Genomic DNA, 21,020 nt, shown 5'->3' on the forward strand with positions numbered 1-21,020 from the left:
CCGGTAATCGGGATCCGCGCCGGTCGGCAACCTGGTTCGCCGGTCGGCCACAGTGAACATGGCAGCATCGGCTGTGAGCAGGGATGCTGGACGACACCCATTCGGAACAGGACTAGAGACTCAAGTGGCACGGGACTACTACGGAATCCTCGGCGTCGGGCGTAACGCGTCCGACCAGGAGATCAAACGCGCCTACCGCAAGCTGGCCCGGGAACTGCACCCCGACGTCAACCCGGATCCGGACGCGCAGGAGCGGTTCCGCGAGGTATCCACCGCTTACGAGGTTCTCACCGACTCCGAGAAGCGCCGCATCGTCGATATGGGCGGCGACCCGATGGAATCGGCGGGCGCGGGCGGCGGCTTCTCCGGCGCCGGTTTCGGTGGTCTGGGCGATGTGTTCGAGGCCTTCTTCGGCGGTATGAACGCCACCAGTTCGCGCAAACCGCGCGGCCGGGTGCAGCCGGGCGCGGATTCGCTGCTGCGGACCCGGTTGTCGCTGGCCGAATGCGCGGTCGGTGTCACCAAACACCTCACCGTCGACACCGCGGTGCTCTGTGATCTGTGCCAGGGCTCGGGTACCAACGGCAATTCCAAGCCGGTGCGCTGTGAAACCTGTGGCGGCGCGGGTGAGGTGCAGACCGTGCAGCGGTCCTTCCTGGGACAGGTGATGACGTCCCGGCCGTGCCCGACCTGTCGCGGTACGGGCGAGACCATCCCCGACCCCTGCCGCAAATGCGGTGGCGACGGCCGGGTGCGCGCCCGCCGCGAGATCGCCGCGCCGATTCCGGCGGGTGTGGCCAACGGCATGCGGGTGCGGCTGGCCGCGCAGGGCGAGATCGGCCCCGGCGGCGGACCGGCCGGCGATCTGTACGTCGAGATCGTGGAGCAGCCGCACGACACCTTCGTCCGTGACGGCGACGATCTGCACTGCACGATCCGGGTACCGATGGTCGATGCCGCGCTCGGCACCACGGTGGTCATCGACACCATCCTGGACGGGCCCACCGAACTGACCATTCCGCCGGGCACCCAGCCGGGCGAGGTGTCGGTGCTGCGCGCCCACGGCATGCCCAAGCTGCGTTCCAGTGCGCGCGGTGATCTGGTAGCGCACCTGGACATCGTGATCCCGACCAAACTGGACAACAAGCAGTTCGACCTGCTGCGCAAGTACCAGGCGATGCGCAACGGCGAACACACCGAGGTGCTCTCGGCCCAATCCGAACACAACAGCGGATTGTTCGCACGGTTGCGGGCCTCCTTCAGCGGTCGCTGAAAACGCCGTGGCCGCAACGGTTTTCTATCTCGACGAGATACCGCCGGTCGGCGCGGTCGCGGTGCTCGACGGTCCCGAGGGACGGCATGCCGCGACCGTGCGCCGCATCCGGGTCGGCGAGCCGGTCACGCTCTCCGACGGTGCGGGACTGCTCGCCGAATCCGAGGTCGTGGCCACCGGGCGGGATCGCCTGGATCTGAAGGTGCTCGACCGCGTGGTCGCCCCGCCCGTGTCGCCGGCGGTGACGGTCGTGCAGGCACTGCCCAAATCGGATCGTTCCGAACTCGCGGTCGAATTGATGACCGAGGCGGGCGCCGACGCGATCGCCCCGTGGCAGGCCGCCCGGTGTGTCGCGAACTGGGAAGCCAAGGCGCGCAAGGGCGTCGACAAGTGGCGTGCGGCGGCCCGGACGGCGGCCCGGCAGTCGCGGCGGGCCTACATCCCCGAGGTCGCCGATCTGCATCGCACCGCGGATGTGGCCGAGCTGGTCCGGAAAACCGTCGCGGACAACGGCATAGCGATCGCGCTGCACGAATCCGCGACGGCGCGATTCGCCGAGCTGGCGTTCCCGCAGACCGCGCCGATCGTGCTGATCGTGGGCCCCGAAGGCGGTCTGGACGACTCGGAGTTGGATGCGCTCACCGCGGCGGGAGCCACCGTCGCGCTCCTGGGGCCGACGGTGTTGCGCACCTCCACCGCCGCGGCGGTCGCGCTCGGTGCGCTGGGGGCATTGACTCCGCGCTGGTAGGTCCCGGATCCGGCCGGCATCCGCGGTCGTCAGGCGGGGCCGGAAGTTCCGATCTCGGATGGGCCGGCGGTAGGCCGGGACCGGGAGTTCTCGGCTCGCAACCGCAATCCGAGGCAAGCCACCAGCCCCGCCGCCACGACGATCAGCACTCCCACGTACAGCGCCAATCCGGCCCACCCGTGCCAGCTGTAGGCCAGGCCGGCCAACGCGCCGACGATCGAACTGCCGACGTAATAGGCGAACAGGTACAGCGAGGACGCGGCCGCCCGATTACCCGTAGCCGTGGCGCCGACCCACGCGCTGGCCACCGCGTGCGCGCCGAAGAAGCCCGCGGTGAACAACAGCAGACCCGGCAACAGGATCGCCAGATGATCCGGAAGGGTCAGCAGCAGGCCGATACTCATCGTCGCGAGAGAGATCGCCACCACCGGGAAACGGCCGAGCCGATCGGCGAACCGGCCCGCCGCGGTCGACGAGACCGTGCCCGACAGATACATCAGGAAGACCGCACCCGCGGTGGCCGCGGACAAACCGAACGGCGACTGGATGAGCCGGTAGCCGAGGAAGTTGTACACCGAGACGAATCCGCCCATCAGCAGGAAGGCCAACCCGAACAGCGGCAGCAGCGCGCGATTGCGCAGATGCGTGGTGAGGTCGCCGAGCAGCGCGCCGACGCCGAGGGGCCGCGCGACGAAGTATCGGGAGGGCGGCAGCATCCGCACGAACCACACCGTGCACAGCGCGGCGCCCACCGCGAAAATCGCTGCGCCCCAACGCCAGGACGCCACCTCCAAGGTGAAGGCGGGAATCAGCCGACCGGCCAGACCGCCGATGGTGGTGCCCGAGACGTAGATGCCCATCGCGGTGCCCAATCCGGCCGAACCGATCTCCTCGGCGAGATACGCCATCGCGACCGCGGGCACGCCGGCCACGGCGATGCCCTGCACGGCCCGCCCCGCCAGCATCAGGTCCAGATTCGGGCTGAAGGGCAACAGCAGACCGATGACGCTGGTCGCCACCGCGGACGCGATCATCACCCGGGTGCGGCCGTACCGCCCCGACAGCACGCTCACCGGCACGATCGCCACCGCCAGCAGACCCGTCGTCAGCGATACCGCCAGTGCGGCGTGCGCGGGTGTGGCGCCGAAGGCCGTGGACAGGCTCGGCAGCAGCGCCTGCGCGCTGTACATCGACCCGAAGGTGGTGAGTCCGGCCGCGAACAGCGCCAGGGTGATCCGCCGCTCGTGCCGCGCGTCCTCGGCCGTCCGGACGGGAGCGGTGGTCACGGTCGCGCTGGTCATGCCTCCACCGTGGCTCCACAGGGCTGGAAAAGGAAATGCATAATGATCGGTAAGTTGATGCAATTGCGGCATTAGCTGAGCTGAGCGCGGGGAGCCTGCCGATGGCGAGTGACGATTTGCACTGGTTTCTGACCCTCGCCGAACTCGAACGCGTGGGTGCGGCGGCCGATCGGCTGCATCTGGCCCAGCCCACGCTGTCGCGCATGCTCGCCCGGCTGGAACACCGACTCGGCACGCAGTTGTTCGATCGGCACGGTAAGCGGCTGACGCTCAACGAATCCGGGCGCATCTTCTACGAACACGCCCGCCGCGCCCAGGCCGAACTGGACGCCGCGAGCCGGGCGCTCGCGGATCTGGCGAATCCGGCCCGGGGGTCGGTGCGGCTGGCGTTCGTCCATTCCTTCGGCGGGCGGGTCGTGCCGGAGCTGATCGCCGGCTTCCGGCGCGTGTCGGGGCGGATCACGTTCCGGCTCGATCAGGGACCTGCCAACGTGGTGGCCGCCGAGGTGCTCGACGGTACGGCGGATCTCGGTCTGACCTCGCCCGAACCGGCGCTGCCCGGGCTGGGCTGGCGCACGCTGTTCCGGCAGCGCCTCGCCCTCGGAGTTCCGGTCGATCATCGGCTGGCGGGCCGGCGGCAGATTCGGCTGGCGGAGGCCGCGGAGGCCGAATTCATCGCCATGCCCACCGGCTACGGGATGCGCAGAATTCTCGACGAGCTCTGTGCCGCAGCGGATTTCCGGCCACGGATCGCGCTGGAGTCCAGTGATCTGGTGACCGTGTCGGGTCTGGTGGCGGCGGGACTCGGAGTGGCGCTGCTGCCGTTGGAGGAGCCCGCGGTGCGGGGGCCGCAGCCCGGGCCGGTGCTGGTTCCGCTGTCGGATCCGGGTGCCGCCCGCGCGGTCGGATTGATCTGGTCGGCGGACGCGGTGCCGGGCGATGCGGTGCGCACCTTTCGCGAGTTCGCCGTCGAATGGTCGCGCGGGAGCGGGCGGTGAACGAACGGTGACGACCGCTCATCTTCCGGGTGAGCGGCCTCTGAGCTGGGGCTGGAGATCAAATAAGTGGGCGGTGTCGGTGCCGCGCGATAGACTTTGAGGAAAGGAGAGGATCCGTTCGAGACCGGAAAGCAGGCCATAGCCCCTTTTGCGAACATCAGGCGATATCGGCGACCCGACAACACCCACGACCGGCATCGGAGCCGGTACCCCCGGCAATGGTAGCGGTTCGGGTCCAGCGGCCCGGACGGTGCGGTCCAGCATCGAACTGGCCCCGGAGTCCGTATTCGGATTCCTCGGTTCCGCCGATGCGAACCTGCGTGAACTCGAAGGTCTGCTCGATGCCGACATCCACGTGCGCGGGAACTCGGTCACCCTCACCGGTAAGGCCGCCGACGTGGCGCTGGCCGAGCGGGTGGTCGAGCAGCTCGTGGCGTTGACCGCGCACAATCGCGTCGTCACCCCGGAAGCGGTCCGGCATACGGTGTCCATGCTGACCGAGGGGTCCTCCGATTCCCCGGCCGAGGTGCTGAGTCTGGACATCATCGCCCGGCGCGGAAAGACCATCCGCCCGAAGACGCTGAACCAGAAGCGCTATGTCGACGCCATCGACGAGCACACGATCGTCTTCGGCATCGGCCCGGCCGGCACCGGTAAGACCTATCTGGCGGTCGCCAAGGCCGTACAGGCGCTGCAGAGCAAACAGGTCACCCGCATCATCCTCACCCGTCCGGCGGTGGAGGCAGGGGAGCGGCTGGGATTTCTGCCGGGCACGCTGAACGAGAAGATCGACCCGTATCTGCGTCCGCTCTACGACGCCCTGCACGACATGATGGACCCCGAGGCGATTCCGAAGCTGATGGCGTCCGGAGTGATCGAGGTCGCGCCGCTGGCGTATATGCGCGGACGCAGCCTCAACGACTCGTTCATCATCCTGGACGAGGCGCAGAACACCACGCCGGAACAGATGAAGATGTTCCTGACCCGGCTCGGCTTCGGCTCGAAGATCGTCGTCACCGGCGACGTCACCCAGGTCGACCTGCCGGGTGGCACGCGATCCGGGCTGCGGGTGGTCAGCGACATCCTCACCGATATCGACGACATCCATTTCGCGGAGCTCACCTCCAGCGACGTGGTGCGCCACCGGCTGGTCTCGGACATCGTCGACGCCTACGACCGCTACGAGTCCGACGCCCGGCCGCAGGTGGCGCGGCACTACCCGGGCGGCAACCGCGCCCAGCGCCGCGCGGCGGACAAGGCGGCTCGCCGCTGAGTTGCCCGAGCGGCTCGCCGCTGAGTTGCCCGAGCGGCTCGCCGCTGGTGTGGTGGTGAGGCCATGCGCGGCCCCCATTAGGCTGGCAGGGTGAGTATCGAGATCGCCAACGAGTCGGGCATCGACGTATCGGAACCGGATCTGGTCAGCGTCGCGCGGTTCGCGATCGAGCGGATGGACGTGCATCCGGCGGCCGAATTGTCGATGGTGCTCGTCGATCTCGACACCATGGCCGACCTGCACATGCGGTGGATGGACCTGCCGGGTCCCACCGACGTGATGTCGTTCCCGATGGACGAACTCGAACCCGGTGGCCGTCCCGACGGCGCCGAACCGGGCCCCTCGATGCTCGGCGACATCGTGCTCTGCCCGGAATTCGCGGCCGCCCAGGCCGGTAAGGCCGGCCATTCCCTCGACCACGAACTGGCGCTGCTCACCGTCCACGGGGTGCTGCATCTGCTCGGCTACGACCACGCCGAGCCGGAAGAGGAGAAGGTGATGTTCGGCCTGCAGAACCGCCTGCTCGCCGAATGGTACGAAAGCCTGCGCGAGGCCGCCCGCCGAGCCGAACTGGCCGAACGCGACCGCCGCCTGCTGGGGAAGACCGGTTTCACGGCCCCGGGCGACCCCCTGGACCCCGCATGAGCGGTCGGGGCCGGAGGCGGCAGCGCAGCGTTACCACGGAGGCCCGAGCTCATGCGGCGGTTGAACACAGCGTGAGCGGTCGGGGCCGGAGGCGGCAGCGCAGCGTTACCACGGAGGCCCGAGCTCATGCGGCCGAGGGCAGAGCGTGAACTGGCTGATCCCACTGTTGCTGGCGATTCTGCTGGTGCCGGTCGGCGGTGTCTTCGCGGCGATCGATTCCGCGTTGATGACCGTTTCGCCGGCGCGGGTCGACGATCTGGTCCGCGCCGACCGTCCGGGCGCCCGCCGGCTGGCCCGGATCACGATCGACCGGCCGCGCTATGTGAACCTCATGGTGTTGCTGCGGCTGACCTGTGAGATCGCGGCGACGGTCCTGCTGGCCGCCGCGCTGAGCGAGGTGCTCGGCTGGGGGTGGGCGCTGGCTGTGACCGCGGTGATCATGGTCGTGGTCGACTATGTCGTCATCGGTGTCGGCCCGCGCACCCTGGGCCGCCAGCACGCGTATTCGATCTCGCTGGCGGCCGCGCTGCCGCTGCAGGCGATCGGGGCGCTGCTCGGACCGGTGAGCCGGTTGCTGATCATGATCGGTAACGCCATCACCCCCGGTCGCGGATTTCGCAACGGCCCCTTCGCTTCCGAAGTGGAGCTGCGTGAAATCGTCGATATGGCCCAGCAGAGTGGTGTGGTCGACTCCGAGGAACGCCGGATGATCCAGTCGGTGTTCGAACTCGGCGATACCGCGGCCCGCGCGGTGATGGTGCCGCGCACCGAGATGGTGTGGATCGAGGCGGACAAGGCGGTGGCGCAGGCGATGTCGCTGGCCGTGCGGTCCGGGCACTCGCGCATTCCCGTGATCGGTGAGAACGTCGACGACATCCTCGGCGTGGTCTATCTGAAAGATCTTGTGCCGTATGCGGATCGGGGCCGCAGCGTGCAGGTGCGGGCGGTGATGCGGCCTGCCGTGTTCGTGCCCGATTCGAAACCACTCGACGCCTTGCTCGACGAGATGCAGCGTCGCCGGAACCATATGGCGCTGCTGGTGGACGAATACGGCGGAATCGCCGGGCTGGTCACCATCGAGGATGTGCTCGAGGAGATCGTCGGTGAGATCGCCGACGAATACGACACCGACGAGATCGCGCCGGTGGAGGAGTTGGGCGAGGGCGTCTACCGCGTCTCCACCCGGCTGCCGGTCGAGGATCTGGGCGAGCTGTTCGGCCTGGAGATCGAGGAGGAGGACGTCGACACCGTCGGCGGCATGCTGGCCCACACGCTGGGCAGGGTGCCGCTGCCGGGATCGGAGGTCGTCGTGCACGGGCTGCTGCTGCAGGGGGAGGGCGGCGCCGATGCCCGCGGCCGGGTGCGGGTGCACACCGTCGTCGCGCGCCGCGCGGAGGAACCGGACGAAATGTCGGGCGCGCTCGCGGATGCGGTGCGTGGTGACCGTCAGGGGCGGGAAGAGACGTCGAGATACGAGAACGGAGATGGCGATGACCGAGGGTGAAACCGCCGATTTGAACACCGCCGATTTGAACGCCGAGGACGGCAAACTGCTGGTGCTGGCGCGCGGTGCGATGGGACGCACCGGCGGGGTGGCGGGCGCGGCGATCCGCGATACCGACGGCCGCACCTACGCCGCGGGCACGGTGGAGCTGAACGCGCTGTCGCTGTCCGCGCTGCAGGCGGCGGTCGCGGCCGCGATCTCCAGCGGTGCGGAGGGGTTCGAGGCAGCGGTGCTGGTCGGTGGTCAGGATTCCGATCCAGGGGTGGCCGCGGTGCGCGAGGTGAGCGCGTCGGCGGTCGTCATCGTCACCGATCGCAAGGGCGCCGGCTACCGCACCGTCGCCGCCGGAACCGAGTCGGCGCGATGAGCGTCCAGCAGCCCGGCGAGGGCGAATTCCGTTCCGGCTTCGTGTGTTTCGTGGGCCGGCCCAACACCGGCAAATCCACGCTGACCAACGCCATGGTCGGCCAGAAGATCGCGATCACGTCCTCGCGGCCGCAGACCACCCGCCACACCATCCGCGGCATCGTCCACCGCGACCACGCCCAGCTGATCCTGGTCGACACTCCCGGGCTGCACCGCCCGCGCACCCTGCTGGGGCAGCGCCTCAACGATCTGGTGCGCGACACCTACTCCGAGGTCGACGTGATCGCGCTGTGCATTCCGGCCGACGAGAAGATCGGCCCGGGTGACCGCTGGATCGTCCAGCAGGTCAAGCAGATGGCGCCGAAGACGACGCTGCTCGGCGTGGTCACCAAGATCGACAAGGTGGACAAGCCGCAGGTCGCCGAGCAACTGCTCGCGGTCTCGCAACTGCTGGGCCCCGAGGCCGAGGTGGTTCCGGTGTCGGCGGCCAAGGGTGAGCAGGTCGAACTGCTCGTCGATGTGATCGCATCCAAGATGCCGGAGGGCCCGGCGTTCTACCCCGACGGGGAGCTGACCGACGAGCCCGAGGAAACCCTGATGGCCGAACTCATTCGCGAGGCGGCGCTGGAGGGTGTGCGCGACGAACTGCCGCATTCGCTGGCGGTGGTGATCGAGGAGGTCATGCCGCGCGAGGAACACGAGGACATGCTCGACGTGCATGCCCTGCTGTACGTGGAGCGGCCGAGTCAGAAGGCGATCATCATCGGCAAGCGCGGCGCCCGGCTCAAAGAGGTCGGCACCGCGGCGCGCAAGCAGATCGAGCACATCCTGGGCACCCGGATCTATCTGCATCTGCACGTGAAGGTCGCCAAGGACTGGCAGCGCGACCCCAAACAGCTGCGCAAGCTGGGATTCTGAGCGTCGTTCCCACCGGGGATCGGCCGCCGACCGGTGCGGCTCCGAACGATGACGTCGCCATCTGTGATCTCCGTCTCGGGGCGCGCGCGAAACCCGGCGCGAAGCTGGTCATCCGTCCATATCGGAGTCGCAGGTTGGCCGTAGTCGAATTGTGATGTCCGGTTCCGGTATTTCCGCAGGAGCGGGCGAACTGTGTGCGCACGCACATTGTGAGACGGGCCTACGATCCTGGCGTGAAGTGGATGTCCCGGGCGTTCGGCTCGAAAGAGCTGCCGCCGCAAGTGCGTTCGGATCTGGAATCGGAAGGGATCGTCGTATTCGGCCCGGTGAGTGGATCGCTGGCCAGACGCAATTATCGGACACCACTGCACTACGGTTCTTCCAGTTGGGAGAATATCGTCGGCGGAACCATCGGGATGAGCAGAAAACGCCTGGTCATCTGGGGGAATGGGGAGGCGTTGGTCGACGTCTGGCTGGGCCATCCCGCCGTCACCATGGAACTGCAGGGTTCCGAACGCATGCTCGTCGAGGCCGATCGGGGCGCGATCGATCCGATTCGCACCGGCTGGACCACGTTGCTGCTGCGCACGATTCACGCCCCGCGCATCGCGCAGCTGTATGCGGAGGGACTGCCGCGCAGCGTGTGAGACGTCGCGGGTGTGACGTCGGAAAGCGTCGCGCGATCGGCGGCCGAGTGGCGTGGGGGCGCGGGCACGTCGGAGCGGCGTGGGAGACTGTCAGCGTGTTGTTGTATCGGGACCAGGCGATTGTGCTGCGCCAGCACAAACTGGGTGAGGCCGATCGCATCGTCACGCTGCTCACCCGTCAGCACGGGCTGGTCCGGGCGGTGGCGAAGGGTGTGCGCCGCACCCGTTCGAAGTTCGGCGCCCGGCTGGAACCGTTCGCCTATATCGACGTGCAGCTGTATCCCGGACGCAACCTCGACACCGTGACGCAGGTGCATACCGTGGAGGCGTTCGCCGCCGATATCGTCGCCGACTACGGTCGCTACACCACCGCCTGCGCGGTGCTGGAAACCGCCGAACGCCTCGCCGGCGAGGAGCGCGCCCCCGCCTCCCGCCTGCACACCCTGACCGCCGGCGCCCTGCGCGCGATCGCCGCCGGCCGGCGCCCGCACGAACTGATCCTCGACGCATTCCTGTTGCGCGCCATGGGTTTCGCGGGCTGGGCGCCCGCCCTCGACGAATGTGCCCGGTGCGCGACCCCCGGCCCGCACCGTGCCTTCCACGTGGCCGCCGGGGGAGCGGTCTGCGTCCACTGCCGCCCGCCCGGCTCGGCCACGCCCTCGGTCGGGGTCCTGGAATTGATGAGTGCGCTCAATCGCGGGGACTGGACCGGACTCGACGCGGTCGCCGAGTCCGTCCGCCGCCAGGCCAGCGGGCTCACCGCCGCCCATTTGCAATGGCATCTGGAACGGCAGCTGCGGACCTTGCCGTTGATCGAGCGCTCGCGTCCGCACGAGGCGGCGGAGCCGCCGGCCTCGCGGGTGGGATAGCCCGGCCGCCTACCCGAGGTCGGCCAGCTGCGGGACCGCCGGCGCCATGCCCTCGATCCATGCCGCGGGCGAGCTCGTGGTCGGGGTGATCAGCACCGCGTCGATGCCCAATTTCGCGTAATCGGCCATGCTGCGGACGAATTCGTCGCGAACGTCCGGATTCGGGCGCGGATTGTTGGCCATGATCGTGGTGCGGATGGTGTCGAAATCGCGGCCGACATCGTCGCAGTGGCGGCGCAGCACATCCAGCTTGTGGGCCACATCCTCCGGCGACGTGCCGAACAGATTGCAGGCGTCGCCGTACTGTGCGACCAATCGCAGCGTCTTCTTCTCGCCGCCGCCACCGATCAGCACGTTCGGGCGATGGATCGGCTGCGGCGAGCACAGCGTCTCGGCCAGCTGGTAGTACTTGCCCTCGAACGGCCCGTTGTTGTCCGGATCCCACATCTGCGCGCAGATCCGCAGCGTCTCCTCCAGCCGCTCGAACCGTTCGGCCAGCGGCGGGAACTCGACTCCGAGCCCGCGATGCTCCCGCTCGAACCAGGCGGCGCCGATACCCAGCGTGGCCCGGCCGCCCGACAGCACGTCGAGGGTGGTGACGATCTTGGCGAGCAGACCCGGATGCCGATAGGTCACGCCGGTGACCAGCAGTCCGAGGTCGATCGAGCTGGTATGTGCCGCAAGGTATCCCAGCGTGGTGTATCCCTCCAGCATGTTCGCCTCGGCCGGTAGGCCGGTCGGCTCGATCTGGAAGTAGTGATCCATGAACGACAACCAGGTGGCGCCCGCCGCCTCCGCGGCCTGCCCCACTCGCGCCAGCTCACCCGCGATCGCGGGGGTGCCGCCGTCGATATCGAAGATAGGAATGTGAAACCCGAGCTCCATGGAGTTCTCCTCGTCAGTGACTGACTTCCCGGGGAGAACGCTATGCCCTGGAGCGCACTCCAGGTCAAGAGGTTTCCCGGAATGCGGGCCCTACGTGCGGCTCGGACGAGGTAACTTCACTCGAAGGTCCCACCCAACCTTACGGAGAAAGCTTCGATGTCTCACGAACTGGTCGAGTTCGATACGGAGAAGGCGCATTCGGCGCGGATGTACGACTACTACCTCGGCGGCAAGGACAACTATCCGGCCGATCGCGAGGCCGCGTCGAAGGTGATGGAGGTATTTCCCGAGACCGCGCAGGCGGCGCGCGCCAATCGCGAATTCGTCCATCGGGCAGCTCGTTTCGCGGCGCGCAACGGCGTGCGGCAATTCCTCGACATCGGTACCGGAATTCCGACCGAACCGAATCTGCACAACGCCGTGCAGGCGGTCGACCCGCACTGTCGCGTGGTGTACGTCGACCACGACCCCCTGGTGCTGGCACATGCCCGCGCGCTGATGATCGGCTCGGAGGAGGGGCGTACCGAATACATTCCCTCCGATGTGCGCGATCCGGACGTGATCCTCGGCTCCGAGGCGTTCCGCGCGGTGATCGATCTGTCCCGGCCGGTGGCGCTCAACCTCGCCGCGATCATGCATTTCGTCACCGACGAGGAGGGCGCCTACGACATCGTGCGCACCTATATGGACGCGTTCGCGCCCGGGTCGTACCTCAGCATCACCCACGCCTCCAGCGATGTGAATCCGGAACGGCTCGCGAAGGTGGCGGCGGTCTACGCCCAGGCCGGAATGAAGGTCGCCCTGCGCAACAAGGCCGAGGTCACCCGCTTCTTCGACGGACTGGAGATCATCGAGCCCGGCGTGGTTCCGATGCACCGCTGGCAGCCGAATCCGGACTTCTACATCCCGGAGGAACGGCTCGCGTGGGCCGACGAGGCGTTCGGCATCTGGGCCGCGGTCGGCGTCAAGCGCTGAATTCCCACGGCCCCGGTCACGTGCGATGCGCGGTGATGCAGGATAGGTGGCGTGATCGGTAACCGCTCCCAGACCACCCGCACGATTCGTCCGCCGTCACCGCACCCCTCGGGCGCCACTCCGCCCGCGCTGCCGCCGGAGTTCGTGCCCAGGCATGTGGCGCTGGTGATGGACGGCAACGGCCGGTGGGCGCAGGATCGCGGGCTGCCGCGCACCGCCGGGCACGAGCGCGGCGAGGCGGTGCTGATGGACACCGTCGAGGGGTGTATCGAGATCGGCGTGAAATGGCTTTCCGCCTATGCGTTTTCGACCGAGAACTGGCGGCGCAGCCCGGACGAGGTCAAGTTCCTGATGGGCTTCAACCGCGACGTGATCCGGCGCCGCCGCGACGAGATGCACGAGATGGGGGTGCGGGTTCGCTGGGCGGGCCGCCGCCCGCGCCTGTGGCGCAGCGTGATCAAGGAGCTGGAGATCGCCGAGGAGCTCACCAAGGACAACACCGTGATGACGCTGACCATGTGCGTCAACTACGGCGGCCGCGCCGAAATCGCCGACGCGGCACGGGAAATCGCGCGGAAGGTCGCGGCCGGACAGCTGGATCCGGAGAAGATCACCGAATCGACCTTCGCGAAGTATCTCGACGAACCGGATATGCCGGATGTGGATCTGTTCCTGCGGCCCTCCGGTGAGCTGCGCAGCTCGAACTTCCTGATCTGGCAGTCCGCTTATGCGGAATTCGTCTTCCAGCACACCCTGTTCCCCGACTTCGACCGCCGCGACCTGTGGGAGGCCTGTGTGGAGTACGCCAAGCGCGATCGCCGGTTCGGTGGCGTGAAGTGAGCAACGATCTGACCGTCGCCCGGGAATTGCAGGCCCAAGCCGCCGCCTGCCTGCGGAAATGCGATATCGCCGTGCGGGAGGAGGACGGCGGCGCCCTCGGCTTCGAATTCGAGGGCGCGCTGTGCTCGCTGCGCGGCGTCACACTGGCGCCCGGCCTGGACGTTCTCACGCTGACCTGCGTCCTCGCCTGGGATCGTCCCTTGAAGCCGCAACTGCACAAGCGGGTCGCCGATCGCAACAACGCGCTGCAGTTCGGCTCGCTGACCATCATCGCCCACGAAAAACTGGCCGACGTGCTGCTGCGCTACACCTTCCCCGCGGCCGGCCTCGACGACGACGCGCTGGCGACGATGCTGCTGCTGGTCCTCTCCGGCGCGGGCCGCGCCCGCCAGGGCCTGGTGCCCTGACCGGCGGGCGACCGCGATCAGCGCCCGATGTGGGCGCAGTCGCGGCAGGTGCCGAACACCTCCATGGTGTGGCTGATGTCGGTGAAGCCGTGCTCGCCCGCGATGGCCGCGGCCCAGGCCTCCACGGTGGGACCCTCCACCTCGACGGTGCGTCCGCACTGGCGGCAGACCAGGTGGTGATGGTGGCCCTTGGAGCACTGCCGGTACACGGATTCGCCTGTGTCCGTGCGCAATACGTCGACCTTGCCGGCGTCGGCGAGCGACTGCAGCGTGCGGTACACGGTGGTCAGGCCGATGCCCTCACCGCGGCGGCGTAGTTCGTCGTGCAGCTCCTGGGCCGAACGGAATTCCTCGATATCGCCCAGCAGGGCGGTGATCGCGCTGCGCTGGCGGGTGCTGCGAATTCCGACAGTCTTCTCGGCGGTGCCCGTCTTCTCCGGCACGGTCATCCTTCCTCGGCGTGTGCGACGGCGTCGACGACGATGCGTGCCAGATGGTCGTCGACCAGTTCGTAGATCACCTCACGGCCGGTGCGTTCACCGCGCACCACGCCCGCGGACTTCAGAATGCGCAGGTGCTGGCTGACCAGGGGCTGTGTGACGCCCAGCGTGTCGACCAGCTCGTGCACGCAGCGCGGCGATTCCCGCAGCTGCAGCACGATCGCGATCCGCACCGGCGCGGCCAGCGCGCGCAGCAGTTCACCCGCGTTGTCGAGGGTGGTGCGGGCGGGGACCGCGGGGGCGGTCGGAGCGCGATACGGATACGGGTCGTGCGGGATCGGCGCGGGCGCCTCGACGGCGACGCGGCTTCGACGCGCGGGGACACCGCTGTCGGCGGTCATCGAACCAACTCCTTATTGGAAACCGATGCCATTATTGATATGCATAAGTGCGCATGTCAAGGAGGCGGGCCGTCGATGCTGCTTCGCGGTGCGCCCGGGGGTGTCGCTAGGCTGGGGCGAATCGTTCCACCCATCATCCAGAGGGAGAGCTCGTACCGTGGCACCCAAGTCGAAGATCGACACCGTCGCGAACCTCGCCAAGCGTCGTGGCTTGGTATACCCCAGCGGCGAGATCTACGGAGGGACCCGGTCGGCGTGGGATTACGGTCCGCTGGGCGTGGAGCTCAAGGAGAACATCAAGAAGCAGTGGTGGCGGGCCATGGTCACCAGCCGCGACGATGTGGTCGGCCTGGACTCCGCGATCATCCTGCCGCGGCCGGTGTGGGTGGCCTCCGGACACGTCAGCGTCTTCAACGACCCGCTGGTCGAATGCCTGAACTGCCACAAGCGGCACCGGCAGGACCATCTGCAGGAGGCGTACGCCGAGAAGCACAAGATCGACGATCCGGACAGCGTGTCCATGGATCTGGTCGGCTGCCCGGACTGCGGCACGGTTGGCAAGTGGACCGAACCGCGCGATTTCAACATGATGCTCAAGACCTACCTCGGGCCGATCGAGTCCGAGGAGGGCCTGCACTACCTGCGCCCGGAGACCGCGCAGGGCATCTTCGTGAATTTCGCGAACGTGATGACCACCGCGCGCAAGAAGCCGCCGTTCGGTATCGCGCAGATCGGCAAGAGCTTCCGCAACGAGATCACCCCCGGCAACTTCATCTTCCGCACCCGCGAATTCGAGCAGATGGAGATGGAATTCTTCGTCAAGCCGGGTGAGGACGAGCAGTGGCACCAGTACTGGATCGACACCCGGTTGGCCTGGTACACCGACCTCGGCATCGACCCGGAGAATCTGCGGCTCTACGAGCACCCGAAGGAGAAGCTCTCGCACTATTCGACCCGGACGGTCGATATCGAGTACCGCTTCCACTTCCAGGGCAGCGAATGGGGTGAGCTCGAGGGTGTCGCCAACCGCACCGACTTCGACCTGTCGACCCACTCCAAGCATTCCGGCACCGATCTGAGCTACTTCGACCAGAACACCAACGAGCGCTACACGCCGTACGTGATCGAACCGGCGGCCGGCCTGACCCGCTCGCTGATGGCCTTCCTGATCGACGCCTACACCGAGGACGAGGCGCCGAATGCCAAGGGCGTCATGGAGAAGCGGACTGTGCTGCGCCTGGATCGCCGGCTCGCGCCGGTGAAGGCCGCCGTACTTCCGTTGTCGCGCAACGCCGATCTGTCGCCGAAGGCGAAAGACCTTGCCGCGCAACTGCGGAAGAACTGGAACGTCGACTTCGACGACGCCGGTGCGATCGGCCGCCGCTACCGCCGCCAGGACGAGATCGGCACCCCGTTCTGCATCACCGTCGACTTCGACACGCTCGAGGATCAGGCCGTCACCGTGCGCGAGCGGGACTCGATGACGCAGGAGCGGATCGCGCTCGACCAGGTGGAGGGCTACCTGGCCCAGCGCCTGCTCGGCGCCTGAGTTCACCGCGCCCGGGTATACCGAATTCGGACATAACCGAAGACCCGGGCGTCATCGGGGCTAATCGCGCGCAAAAGTGGGAGTGGCGGAAATATCGCGGTGGTCCGAGTCGTTCCGGGCACTGAGAATCCGGGATTCGGCGGGCCGAGTGGGGTCCGGCCGGGCCCGGCCCACAGGTGCGACGAAAGGTCCTGATCATGGCGCAGGCGGTCAAGTTCGATCGTTACGGCGATGTCGATGTACTAGAGGTTCGTGAGGTGCCGGATCCGCAGCCCGGACCGGGCCAGGTCGCGGTCGAGGTGGTGGCCGCGGGCATCAATCCGGGCGAGGCCAAGATCCGCAACGGCTCGCTGCACGAGCTGTGGCCGGCCACTTTTCCAGAGGGGGAGGGCACCGATTTCGCCGGGCGCATCGTCGCGCTCGGCGACGGGGTGAGCGGGATCGCCGTCGGCGACGAGGTGCTCGGATTCAGCGACAAGCGGTCCAGCCACGCCACCCGGGTGGTGGTGCCGGCCCAGCAGATCACCCCCAAGCCGGTGGGCCTGTCGTGGGAGGTGGCCGGATCGCTGTACGTCGCGGGCACCACCGCCTTCGCCGCCGTGCGGGCCGTGAGCCCGGAGGCCGGCGACACCATCGCGGTGTCCGGCGCGGCCGGTGGAGTCGGATCCATTGTGGTGCAACTGCTTCGGGCCCGCGAGGTGACGGTGATCGGCATCGCCGGGCCGGACAACCAGGACTATCTGCGCGAGCTGGGGGCGGTCGCGGTGGAATACGGTGACGGGCTCGCCGAGCGCATCCGGGAGGCGGCGCCGGGCGGTATCGACGCCTTCATCGATACACACGGCAACGGCTACGTCGAAATCGCCCTCGATCTCGGCGTGAAGCCCGAGCGCATCGATACGATCATCGACTTCGCCGCCGTGGAGAAGTACGGCGTCAAGGCGGAGGGCAATGCGGCCGCCGACACCATCGACGTGCTCGCGCAGCTGGCCGAACTGGCCGCCGCGGGGACCGTCCGGATTCCGATCGCCGCCACCTATCCGCTCGGCGAGGTGCGCGCGGCGTTCGCCGAACTCGAGCGCGGCCACACCCGGGGCAAGATCGTCCTGCTGCCATGACATCTGTCATGGCACAGTCGTGACGCTCGGGCCAGGTACGGCGCCGGGTTCCCCGCGACAGTGGAACCATGACATCAGCAATGACATCCGGTTCGGCGGAACGGGTCGCCGCCGCACCGGTGATCGAGCTTCGCGGATTGACCAAAACCTTCCGCAGCTCCGCCGGGCCCGTCCGCGCGGTCGACGGACTCGATCTGACCGTCACCGCGGGTGAGGTGGTCGCCTTCCTGGGGCCCAACGGTGCCGGGAAGTCCACCAGTATCGACATGATGCTCGGCCTGCTGCGGCCCGACGCCGGAACCGCCCGCATTCTGGGCGCAACGCCGGCGGAAGCGGTTGCGGCGGGCCGGATTTCGGCCGTTCTGCAGTCGGGTGGTCTGCTCCCGGATCTCACCGTCGGCGAAACGGTGCGGGTCGTCGCGGCCCTGCATCGGAATCCGCGCCCCGCCCGGGAGGTGCTCGTCCGTGCCGGAATCGACGGCATCGCCGACCGCATGGTGGGCAAATGCTCCGGCGGTCAGCAGCAGCGCCTGCGGTTCGCGCTCGCGCTGCTGCCCGATCCGGATCTGCTGATCCTCGACGAGCCGACCACCGGCATGGACGTCGAGGGCCGCCGCGATTTCTGGAACGCCATTCGCGCCGACGCGGATCTCGGCCGCACCGTCGTCTTCGCCACCCACTATCTGGACGAGGCCGACGCCTACGCCGACCGGATCGTGCTGGTGCGAGGCGGGCGGGTCGTGGCCGACGGCAGTGCGGCGTCGGTGAAGAATCTGGCCTCCGGCCGCACCGTCTCGGCGACGCTGCCCGACGCCGATCCCGCGAGCCTGCTCGCCCTCGCCGGCGTGGACCGGGTCGAACAGCGTGGTGGTCGAGTGCTGGTGCACGGCAACGACTCCGACGCGGTCGCCCGCTATCTGCTGACCAGGACACCGGCAGTCGACATCGAAATCACCGGCCGCAATCTCGAAGATGCCTTCCTCGCACTGACCGGAGACCACTGATATGACTACATCGATCGTGCCCGCATCGCATGCCGCCCGCCCGGGCACCGGCGGATTCAGCTGGGGATTCCTGCTGCTCGAACTGCGCCGCATGCTGCGCAACCGCCGCACCGTCATCTTCGCGCTGGTGATGCCGGTGGTGTTCTTCGTGATCTTCGGCGCCCAGAACTCCTCCCGCAACGAAACCTACGGCTCGGCGAACGTCACGGCCTACGTGATGGTGTCGATGGCCGTCTACGGGGCGATGCTGGCCACCACCAGCGGCGGCGCCATGGTCGCGGTGGAGCGCGCCGCCGGCTGGGTACGCCAGCTCCGTCTCACGCCGCTGCGCCCGGCCGCCTACGTCGCCACCAAAGTGGCCGGCGCGATGGTGCTCGGATTGTGTTCGGTCGTCGTCGTTTTCGTCGCCGGCGCGGTGACCGGCGCGCATCTGACCACGGCGGCCTGGGTGGGCTGTTTCCTGATCGCGTGGCTGACCTCGGTGGTCTTCGCGGCCTTCGGACTGTTCATGGGCTATGTGCTGCCCTCGGAGAATGTGATGCAGATCCTCGGCCCGGTCCTGGCGCTGCTGTCGTTCGCCGGTGGATTGTTCATGCCGCTGCACGGCTGGTTCGAGACGGTGTCGAAGGTCTTCCCGACCAACGGCGTCGCGACCCTGGCCCGATTGCCGCTCGGCGACACCGGTGCCGGTTCCGCCGCACTGGCCGTGCTGAATATCGCGGTGTGGGCGTCGGTATTCGCCCTCGGAGCCGCGGTTCTGTTCCGGCGTGACACCGCTCGCTGACCGCCGCACCGCACCGTCCGACTCGGTGGACGGTGCGGTAGCGTCGGAATCCGGCGGCGGCCAGGGCAGGAGACGGAGGGTGAGGATGCGGGTACCTCCGGTCGATCGGCCGATATCCGGAGCGCTGGACCGGATCGCCCGCGGGATGGACCGCGAACCCGCCCCGCATACCGCCATCCAGCATCGACGCCTGTTCTTCGGCGCGGTGCTGGCTTTGATCTGGCTGCTCTATCTGATCGCGCCGATCGTCTCGCAATGGCAGGACGGGCATCGGATGCGGGCCGTCGCGGCGGCGGTATGCCTCGCGGCCTTCTGGGTACTGACGGCCTCGTGCTTCGGTCCGTTCCGGCAACCGGACTGGGACGAGGGACACGCACAGGCGGTGCTGCCGGTCTCGTACGAGTGGCCGCGATGGCTCGTGGTGGGCGCGCTGGCGGCGCTCGCCGCCGCGATGACCGTACTGCTGGGTGTCACCGGCCTGGGCACCGCCATCTACGTCGCGGCCGCCGCCGTCTTCGTCCTTCCGACCGCGAAATCCGGTGCGGTGGTGGCGGGTACGGCCGCGCTGCTGATCGGCCTGTCGCTGCATTACGGCAGCGCCCCGCTGTATTTCGCCTTCATTCCGGTGGTGATGTGGACCGGTCGCGAAATCGGCCGGCGGCGTGGCCAGTTGCGGGAACTGACTCGCCGTCAGCAGGGCGAGCTCGCGATCGTGGAGGAACGCAACCGGGTGGCGCGCGACGTGCACGACATCCTGGGTCACTCGCTGACCGTCATCACCGTCAAAACCGAATTGGCGCAACGGCTGCTCGATTCGGATCCGTCCCGGGCCCGGCAGGAGATGGCCGATGTGGAGCGACTCGCCCGGGAGGCGCTGGCCGGGGTGCGCGATACGGTGGGCGGCCTGCGCGAGGTGTCGCTCGTGAGTGAACTGGTCAACGCGCGCACGGCCCTGCGCGCCGCCGGTATCGAGGCGGAGCTCCCGGGCCCGGCCGAACTCCCCGAGCGATACGCGGTGATCTTCGGATGGGTCCTGCGCGAGGCGGTGACGAACGTGGTGCGCCACAGCGGCGCCCGCCACTGCCGGGTACGGGTGAGCGAATCGCGGATCGACATCTTCGACGACGGAAAAGGGCTGTCCGGCAGCGTCTTCGGCTCGGGACTGAGCGGCTTACGCGACCGGGTGCGCGCCGAGGGCGGTGTGTTCACGGTCGACACACCTCCCTCCGGGGGAACCTTGATCGCCGTGGACTTCACCACCGCGGACGAGCACCGCTGAGCGACGCAAGGCAGCGGACGGGCTGCCGAAGTCGTGCCGAGTCGCGACGCCGCGAGCGGCGACGCCCGGCCGGTGTGCGGCGTCGAGGTTCGGCCGGTCGGGCGGCGGCGAGCCTGCCGTCCGGATTAGGGTCGCAGGTGTGCGATGGATGATCTCGGTCGGTGAATCACGGCGGGGGCGACGGCGATGATCCGGTTGCTGCTCGCCGACGACCAAGCGCTGGTGCGGGGCGCATTGGCGGCACTGCTGGGTCTGGAGTCCGACCTCGAGGTGGTAGCCGAGGTGGGCCGGGGTGACGAGGTTCTCGACGCGGTGCGGCGCACCACACCGGATGTGGTCCTTCTCGATGTGGAAATGCCCGGAATGGACGGTATTTCGGTCGCGGCGCGTCTGCATGCGGAATTCCCGGACATCCGGATTCTGATGGTGACCACGTTCGGCCGGCCCGGCTATCTGCGCCGCGCCATCGACGCCGGAGCCGGCGGATTCGTCGTCAAGGACACGCCCGCACGGGAATTGGCGGATGCGGTGCGGCGCGTGCACATGGGCCTGCGAGTGGTGGATCCGGCGCTGGCCACCGAAACCCTCACCGCGGGAACCTCACCGCTCACCGCGCGCGAGCGCGAGGTGCTCGCCGCCGCGGCCGACGGATCGACGGCGGCGGTCATCGCGGGCCGCCTGCATCTGTCCGAGGGGACCGTTCGCAACCATCTGTCGGCCGCGATCGGCAAGACCGGCACCCGCACCCGCGCCGAGGCCGTCCGCGCCGCCGAACGCCTCGGCTGGTTGTGAGCGA

Annotated in this window: 23 protein-coding genes; 19 read left to right on the forward strand and 4 right to left on the reverse strand. The window is 68.3% G+C overall.

The annotated features are described in order from the left end of the window. Nucleotides 1–124 precede the first annotated feature (124 nt). Nucleotides 125–1,273, forward strand: coding sequence for a molecular chaperone DnaJ (gene dnaJ / locus IG65_RS0100895; protein WP_030512854.1), 1,149 nt, complete (start codon nucleotides 125–127; stop codon nucleotides 1,271–1,273). Nucleotides 1,274–1,280: 7 nt separating this feature from the next. Beyond that, on the forward strand, nucleotides 1,281–2,021 hold the full coding sequence (locus IG65_RS0100900; protein ID WP_030512855.1) for a 16S rRNA (uracil(1498)-N(3))-methyltransferase: 741 nt from the start codon (nucleotides 1,281–1,283) through the stop codon (nucleotides 2,019–2,021). Nucleotides 2,022–2,050: 29 nt separating this feature from the next. Here IG65_RS0100900 and IG65_RS0100905 read toward each other — a convergent pair whose 3' ends face one another. Then, entirely contained in the window at nucleotides 2,051–3,322 is a 1,272-nt protein-coding gene (locus IG65_RS0100905; RefSeq protein ID WP_051755088.1) for an MFS transporter, read from the reverse strand. 101 nt (nucleotides 3,323–3,423) lie between these two features. On the opposite strand from IG65_RS0100905, the gene IG65_RS0100910 reads away from it, so the two are divergent. The 8 genes from IG65_RS0100910 to recO all read left to right on the forward strand — a co-directional run bounded on the left by IG65_RS0100910 (nucleotide 3,424) and on the right by recO (nucleotide 10,542). Then, nucleotides 3,424–4,320: a LysR family transcriptional regulator gene (locus IG65_RS0100910; protein ID WP_030512857.1), complete on the forward strand. Its 897-nt coding sequence runs from the start codon at nucleotides 3,424–3,426 to the stop codon at nucleotides 4,318–4,320. 196 nt (nucleotides 4,321–4,516) lie between these two features. Further along, entirely contained in the window at nucleotides 4,517–5,593 is a 1,077-nt protein-coding gene (locus tag IG65_RS0100915; protein ID WP_030512858.1) for a PhoH family protein, read from the forward strand. A gap of 90 nt (nucleotides 5,594–5,683) precedes the next feature. Continuing rightward, entirely contained in the window at nucleotides 5,684–6,238 is a 555-nt protein-coding gene (gene ybeY / locus IG65_RS0100920; protein WP_030512859.1) for an rRNA maturation RNase YbeY, read from the forward strand. Nucleotides 6,239–6,383: 145 nt separating this feature from the next. Continuing rightward, nucleotides 6,384–7,742 (forward strand): hemolysin family protein, encoded by a 1,359-nt coding sequence (locus IG65_RS0100925; RefSeq protein ID WP_051755090.1) that lies wholly within the window; start codon nucleotides 6,384–6,386, stop codon nucleotides 7,740–7,742. Further along, entirely contained in the window at nucleotides 7,729–8,109 is a 381-nt protein-coding gene (locus IG65_RS0100930; protein WP_051755185.1) for a hypothetical protein, read from the forward strand. The genes IG65_RS0100925 and IG65_RS0100930 overlap by 14 nt, the downstream gene beginning before the upstream one ends. Beyond that, the gene (era, locus tag IG65_RS0100935; protein WP_030512862.1) at nucleotides 8,106–9,026 is read left to right on the forward strand and encodes a GTPase Era; all 921 of its coding nucleotides are present in this window, start codon (nucleotides 8,106–8,108) and stop codon (nucleotides 9,024–9,026) included. The genes IG65_RS0100930 and era overlap by 4 nt, the downstream gene beginning before the upstream one ends. Nucleotides 9,027–9,259: 233 nt before the next feature. Continuing rightward, on the forward strand, nucleotides 9,260–9,673 hold the full coding sequence (locus tag IG65_RS0100940) for a hypothetical protein (protein ID WP_156055447.1): 414 nt from the start codon (nucleotides 9,260–9,262) through the stop codon (nucleotides 9,671–9,673). Between the two features lie 95 nt (nucleotides 9,674–9,768). Next, nucleotides 9,769–10,542 (forward strand): DNA repair protein RecO, encoded by a 774-nt coding sequence (gene recO / locus IG65_RS0100945; protein WP_036522680.1) that lies wholly within the window; start codon nucleotides 9,769–9,771, stop codon nucleotides 10,540–10,542. A 9-nt stretch (nucleotides 10,543–10,551) separates the two neighbouring features. Here recO and IG65_RS0100950 read toward each other — a convergent pair whose 3' ends face one another. Further along, nucleotides 10,552–11,427 (reverse strand): LLM class F420-dependent oxidoreductase, encoded by an 876-nt coding sequence (locus tag IG65_RS0100950; protein WP_030512865.1) that lies wholly within the window; start codon nucleotides 11,425–11,427, stop codon nucleotides 10,552–10,554. Between the two features lie 156 nt (nucleotides 11,428–11,583). On the opposite strand from IG65_RS0100950, the gene IG65_RS0100955 reads away from it, so the two are divergent. Genes IG65_RS0100955 through IG65_RS0100965 form a run of 3 tightly spaced genes read left to right on the forward strand, consistent with a single transcriptional unit; the run spans nucleotide 11,584 to nucleotide 13,649 of the window. Further along, on the forward strand, nucleotides 11,584–12,402 hold the full coding sequence (locus tag IG65_RS0100955; protein WP_036522682.1) for an SAM-dependent methyltransferase: 819 nt from the start codon (nucleotides 11,584–11,586) through the stop codon (nucleotides 12,400–12,402). A 42-nt stretch (nucleotides 12,403–12,444) separates the two neighbouring features. Further along, complete coding sequence (locus IG65_RS0100960; RefSeq protein ID WP_051755092.1) at nucleotides 12,445–13,242, forward strand: isoprenyl transferase; 798 nt, start codon at nucleotides 12,445–12,447, stop codon at nucleotides 13,240–13,242. Nucleotides 13,243–13,250: 8 nt separating this feature from the next. After that, nucleotides 13,251–13,649: a hypothetical protein gene (locus tag IG65_RS0100965; RefSeq protein WP_036522858.1), complete on the forward strand. Its 399-nt coding sequence runs from the start codon at nucleotides 13,251–13,253 to the stop codon at nucleotides 13,647–13,649. A 17-nt stretch (nucleotides 13,650–13,666) separates the two neighbouring features. On the opposite strand, the gene IG65_RS0100970 is transcribed toward IG65_RS0100965, so the two are convergent. Together IG65_RS0100970 and IG65_RS0100975 are read right to left on the reverse strand one after the other, a co-directional pair. Further along, a complete protein-coding gene (locus IG65_RS0100970; RefSeq protein ID WP_104364756.1) occupies nucleotides 13,667–14,098 on the reverse strand; it encodes a Fur family transcriptional regulator in 432 nt (143 codons plus the stop codon). Further along, nucleotides 14,095–14,490 (reverse strand): helix-turn-helix transcriptional regulator, encoded by a 396-nt coding sequence (locus tag IG65_RS0100975; RefSeq protein WP_227462942.1) that lies wholly within the window; start codon nucleotides 14,488–14,490, stop codon nucleotides 14,095–14,097. The genes IG65_RS0100970 and IG65_RS0100975 overlap by 4 nt, the downstream gene beginning before the upstream one ends. A 157-nt stretch (nucleotides 14,491–14,647) precedes the next feature. Between IG65_RS0100975 and IG65_RS0100980 the strand changes: the two genes are divergently transcribed. The 6 genes from IG65_RS0100980 (at nucleotide 14,648) to IG65_RS0101005 (ending at nucleotide 21,016) form a co-directional block, all read left to right on the forward strand. Continuing rightward, complete coding sequence (locus IG65_RS0100980) at nucleotides 14,648–16,039, forward strand: glycine--tRNA ligase (protein ID WP_030512871.1); 1,392 nt, start codon at nucleotides 14,648–14,650, stop codon at nucleotides 16,037–16,039. Nucleotides 16,040–16,236: 197 nt separating this feature from the next. Continuing rightward, on the forward strand, nucleotides 16,237–17,157 hold the full coding sequence (locus IG65_RS0100985) for an NADP-dependent oxidoreductase (protein WP_030512872.1): 921 nt from the start codon (nucleotides 16,237–16,239) through the stop codon (nucleotides 17,155–17,157). A gap of 68 nt (nucleotides 17,158–17,225) precedes the next feature. Then, complete coding sequence (locus IG65_RS0100990; RefSeq protein ID WP_030512873.1) at nucleotides 17,226–18,161, forward strand: ABC transporter ATP-binding protein; 936 nt, start codon at nucleotides 17,226–17,228, stop codon at nucleotides 18,159–18,161. A gap of 1 nt (nucleotide 18,162) precedes the next feature. Further along, nucleotides 18,163–18,945 (forward strand): ABC transporter permease, encoded by a 783-nt coding sequence (locus IG65_RS0100995; protein ID WP_030512874.1) that lies wholly within the window; start codon nucleotides 18,163–18,165, stop codon nucleotides 18,943–18,945. 85 nt (nucleotides 18,946–19,030) lie between these two features. Further along, nucleotides 19,031–20,224, forward strand: coding sequence for a sensor histidine kinase (locus tag IG65_RS34225; RefSeq protein WP_051755093.1), 1,194 nt, complete (start codon nucleotides 19,031–19,033; stop codon nucleotides 20,222–20,224). A gap of 186 nt (nucleotides 20,225–20,410) precedes the next feature. Continuing rightward, a complete protein-coding gene (locus IG65_RS0101005; RefSeq protein ID WP_030512876.1) occupies nucleotides 20,411–21,016 on the forward strand; it encodes a response regulator transcription factor in 606 nt (201 codons plus the stop codon). The last annotated feature ends 4 nt before the right edge of the window (nucleotides 21,017–21,020 follow it).

The sequence above is a fragment of the Nocardia sp. NRRL WC-3656 genome, from assembly GCF_000720265.1.
Taxonomy (GTDB): domain Bacteria; phylum Actinomycetota; class Actinomycetes; order Mycobacteriales; family Mycobacteriaceae; genus Nocardia; species Nocardia nova.

Coding starts and splice junctions, on each gene's coding strand:
- IG65_RS34225 (WP_051755093.1), top strand. CDS start 19,031: ATGCGGGTACCTCCGGTCGATCGGCCGATATCCGGAGCGCTGGACCGG.
- IG65_RS0100910 (WP_030512857.1), top strand. CDS start 3,424: ATGGCGAGTGACGATTTGCACTGGTTTCTGACCCTCGCCGAACTCGAA.
- IG65_RS0101005 (WP_030512876.1), top strand. CDS start 20,411: ATGATCCGGTTGCTGCTCGCCGACGACCAAGCGCTGGTGCGGGGCGCA.
- IG65_RS0100975 (WP_227462942.1), bottom strand. CDS start 14,490: ATGACCGCCGACAGCGGTGTCCCCGCGCGTCGAAGCCGCGTCGCCGTC.
- IG65_RS0100955 (WP_036522682.1), top strand. CDS start 11,584: ATGTCTCACGAACTGGTCGAGTTCGATACGGAGAAGGCGCATTCGGCG.
- IG65_RS0100995 (WP_030512874.1), top strand. CDS start 18,163: ATGACTACATCGATCGTGCCCGCATCGCATGCCGCCCGCCCGGGCACC.
- IG65_RS0100950 (WP_030512865.1), bottom strand. CDS start 11,427: ATGGAGCTCGGGTTTCACATTCCTATCTTCGATATCGACGGCGGCACC.
- IG65_RS0100990 (WP_030512873.1), top strand. CDS start 17,226: ATGACATCAGCAATGACATCCGGTTCGGCGGAACGGGTCGCCGCCGCA.
- IG65_RS0100905 (WP_051755088.1), bottom strand. CDS start 3,322: ATGACCAGCGCGACCGTGACCACCGCTCCCGTCCGGACGGCCGAGGAC.
- era (WP_030512862.1), top strand. CDS start 8,106: ATGAGCGTCCAGCAGCCCGGCGAGGGCGAATTCCGTTCCGGCTTCGTG.
- IG65_RS0100985 (WP_030512872.1), top strand. CDS start 16,237: ATGGCGCAGGCGGTCAAGTTCGATCGTTACGGCGATGTCGATGTACTA.
- IG65_RS0100970 (WP_104364756.1), bottom strand. CDS start 14,098: ATGACCGTGCCGGAGAAGACGGGCACCGCCGAGAAGACTGTCGGAATT.
- IG65_RS0100930 (WP_051755185.1), top strand. CDS start 7,729: ATGACCGAGGGTGAAACCGCCGATTTGAACACCGCCGATTTGAACGCC.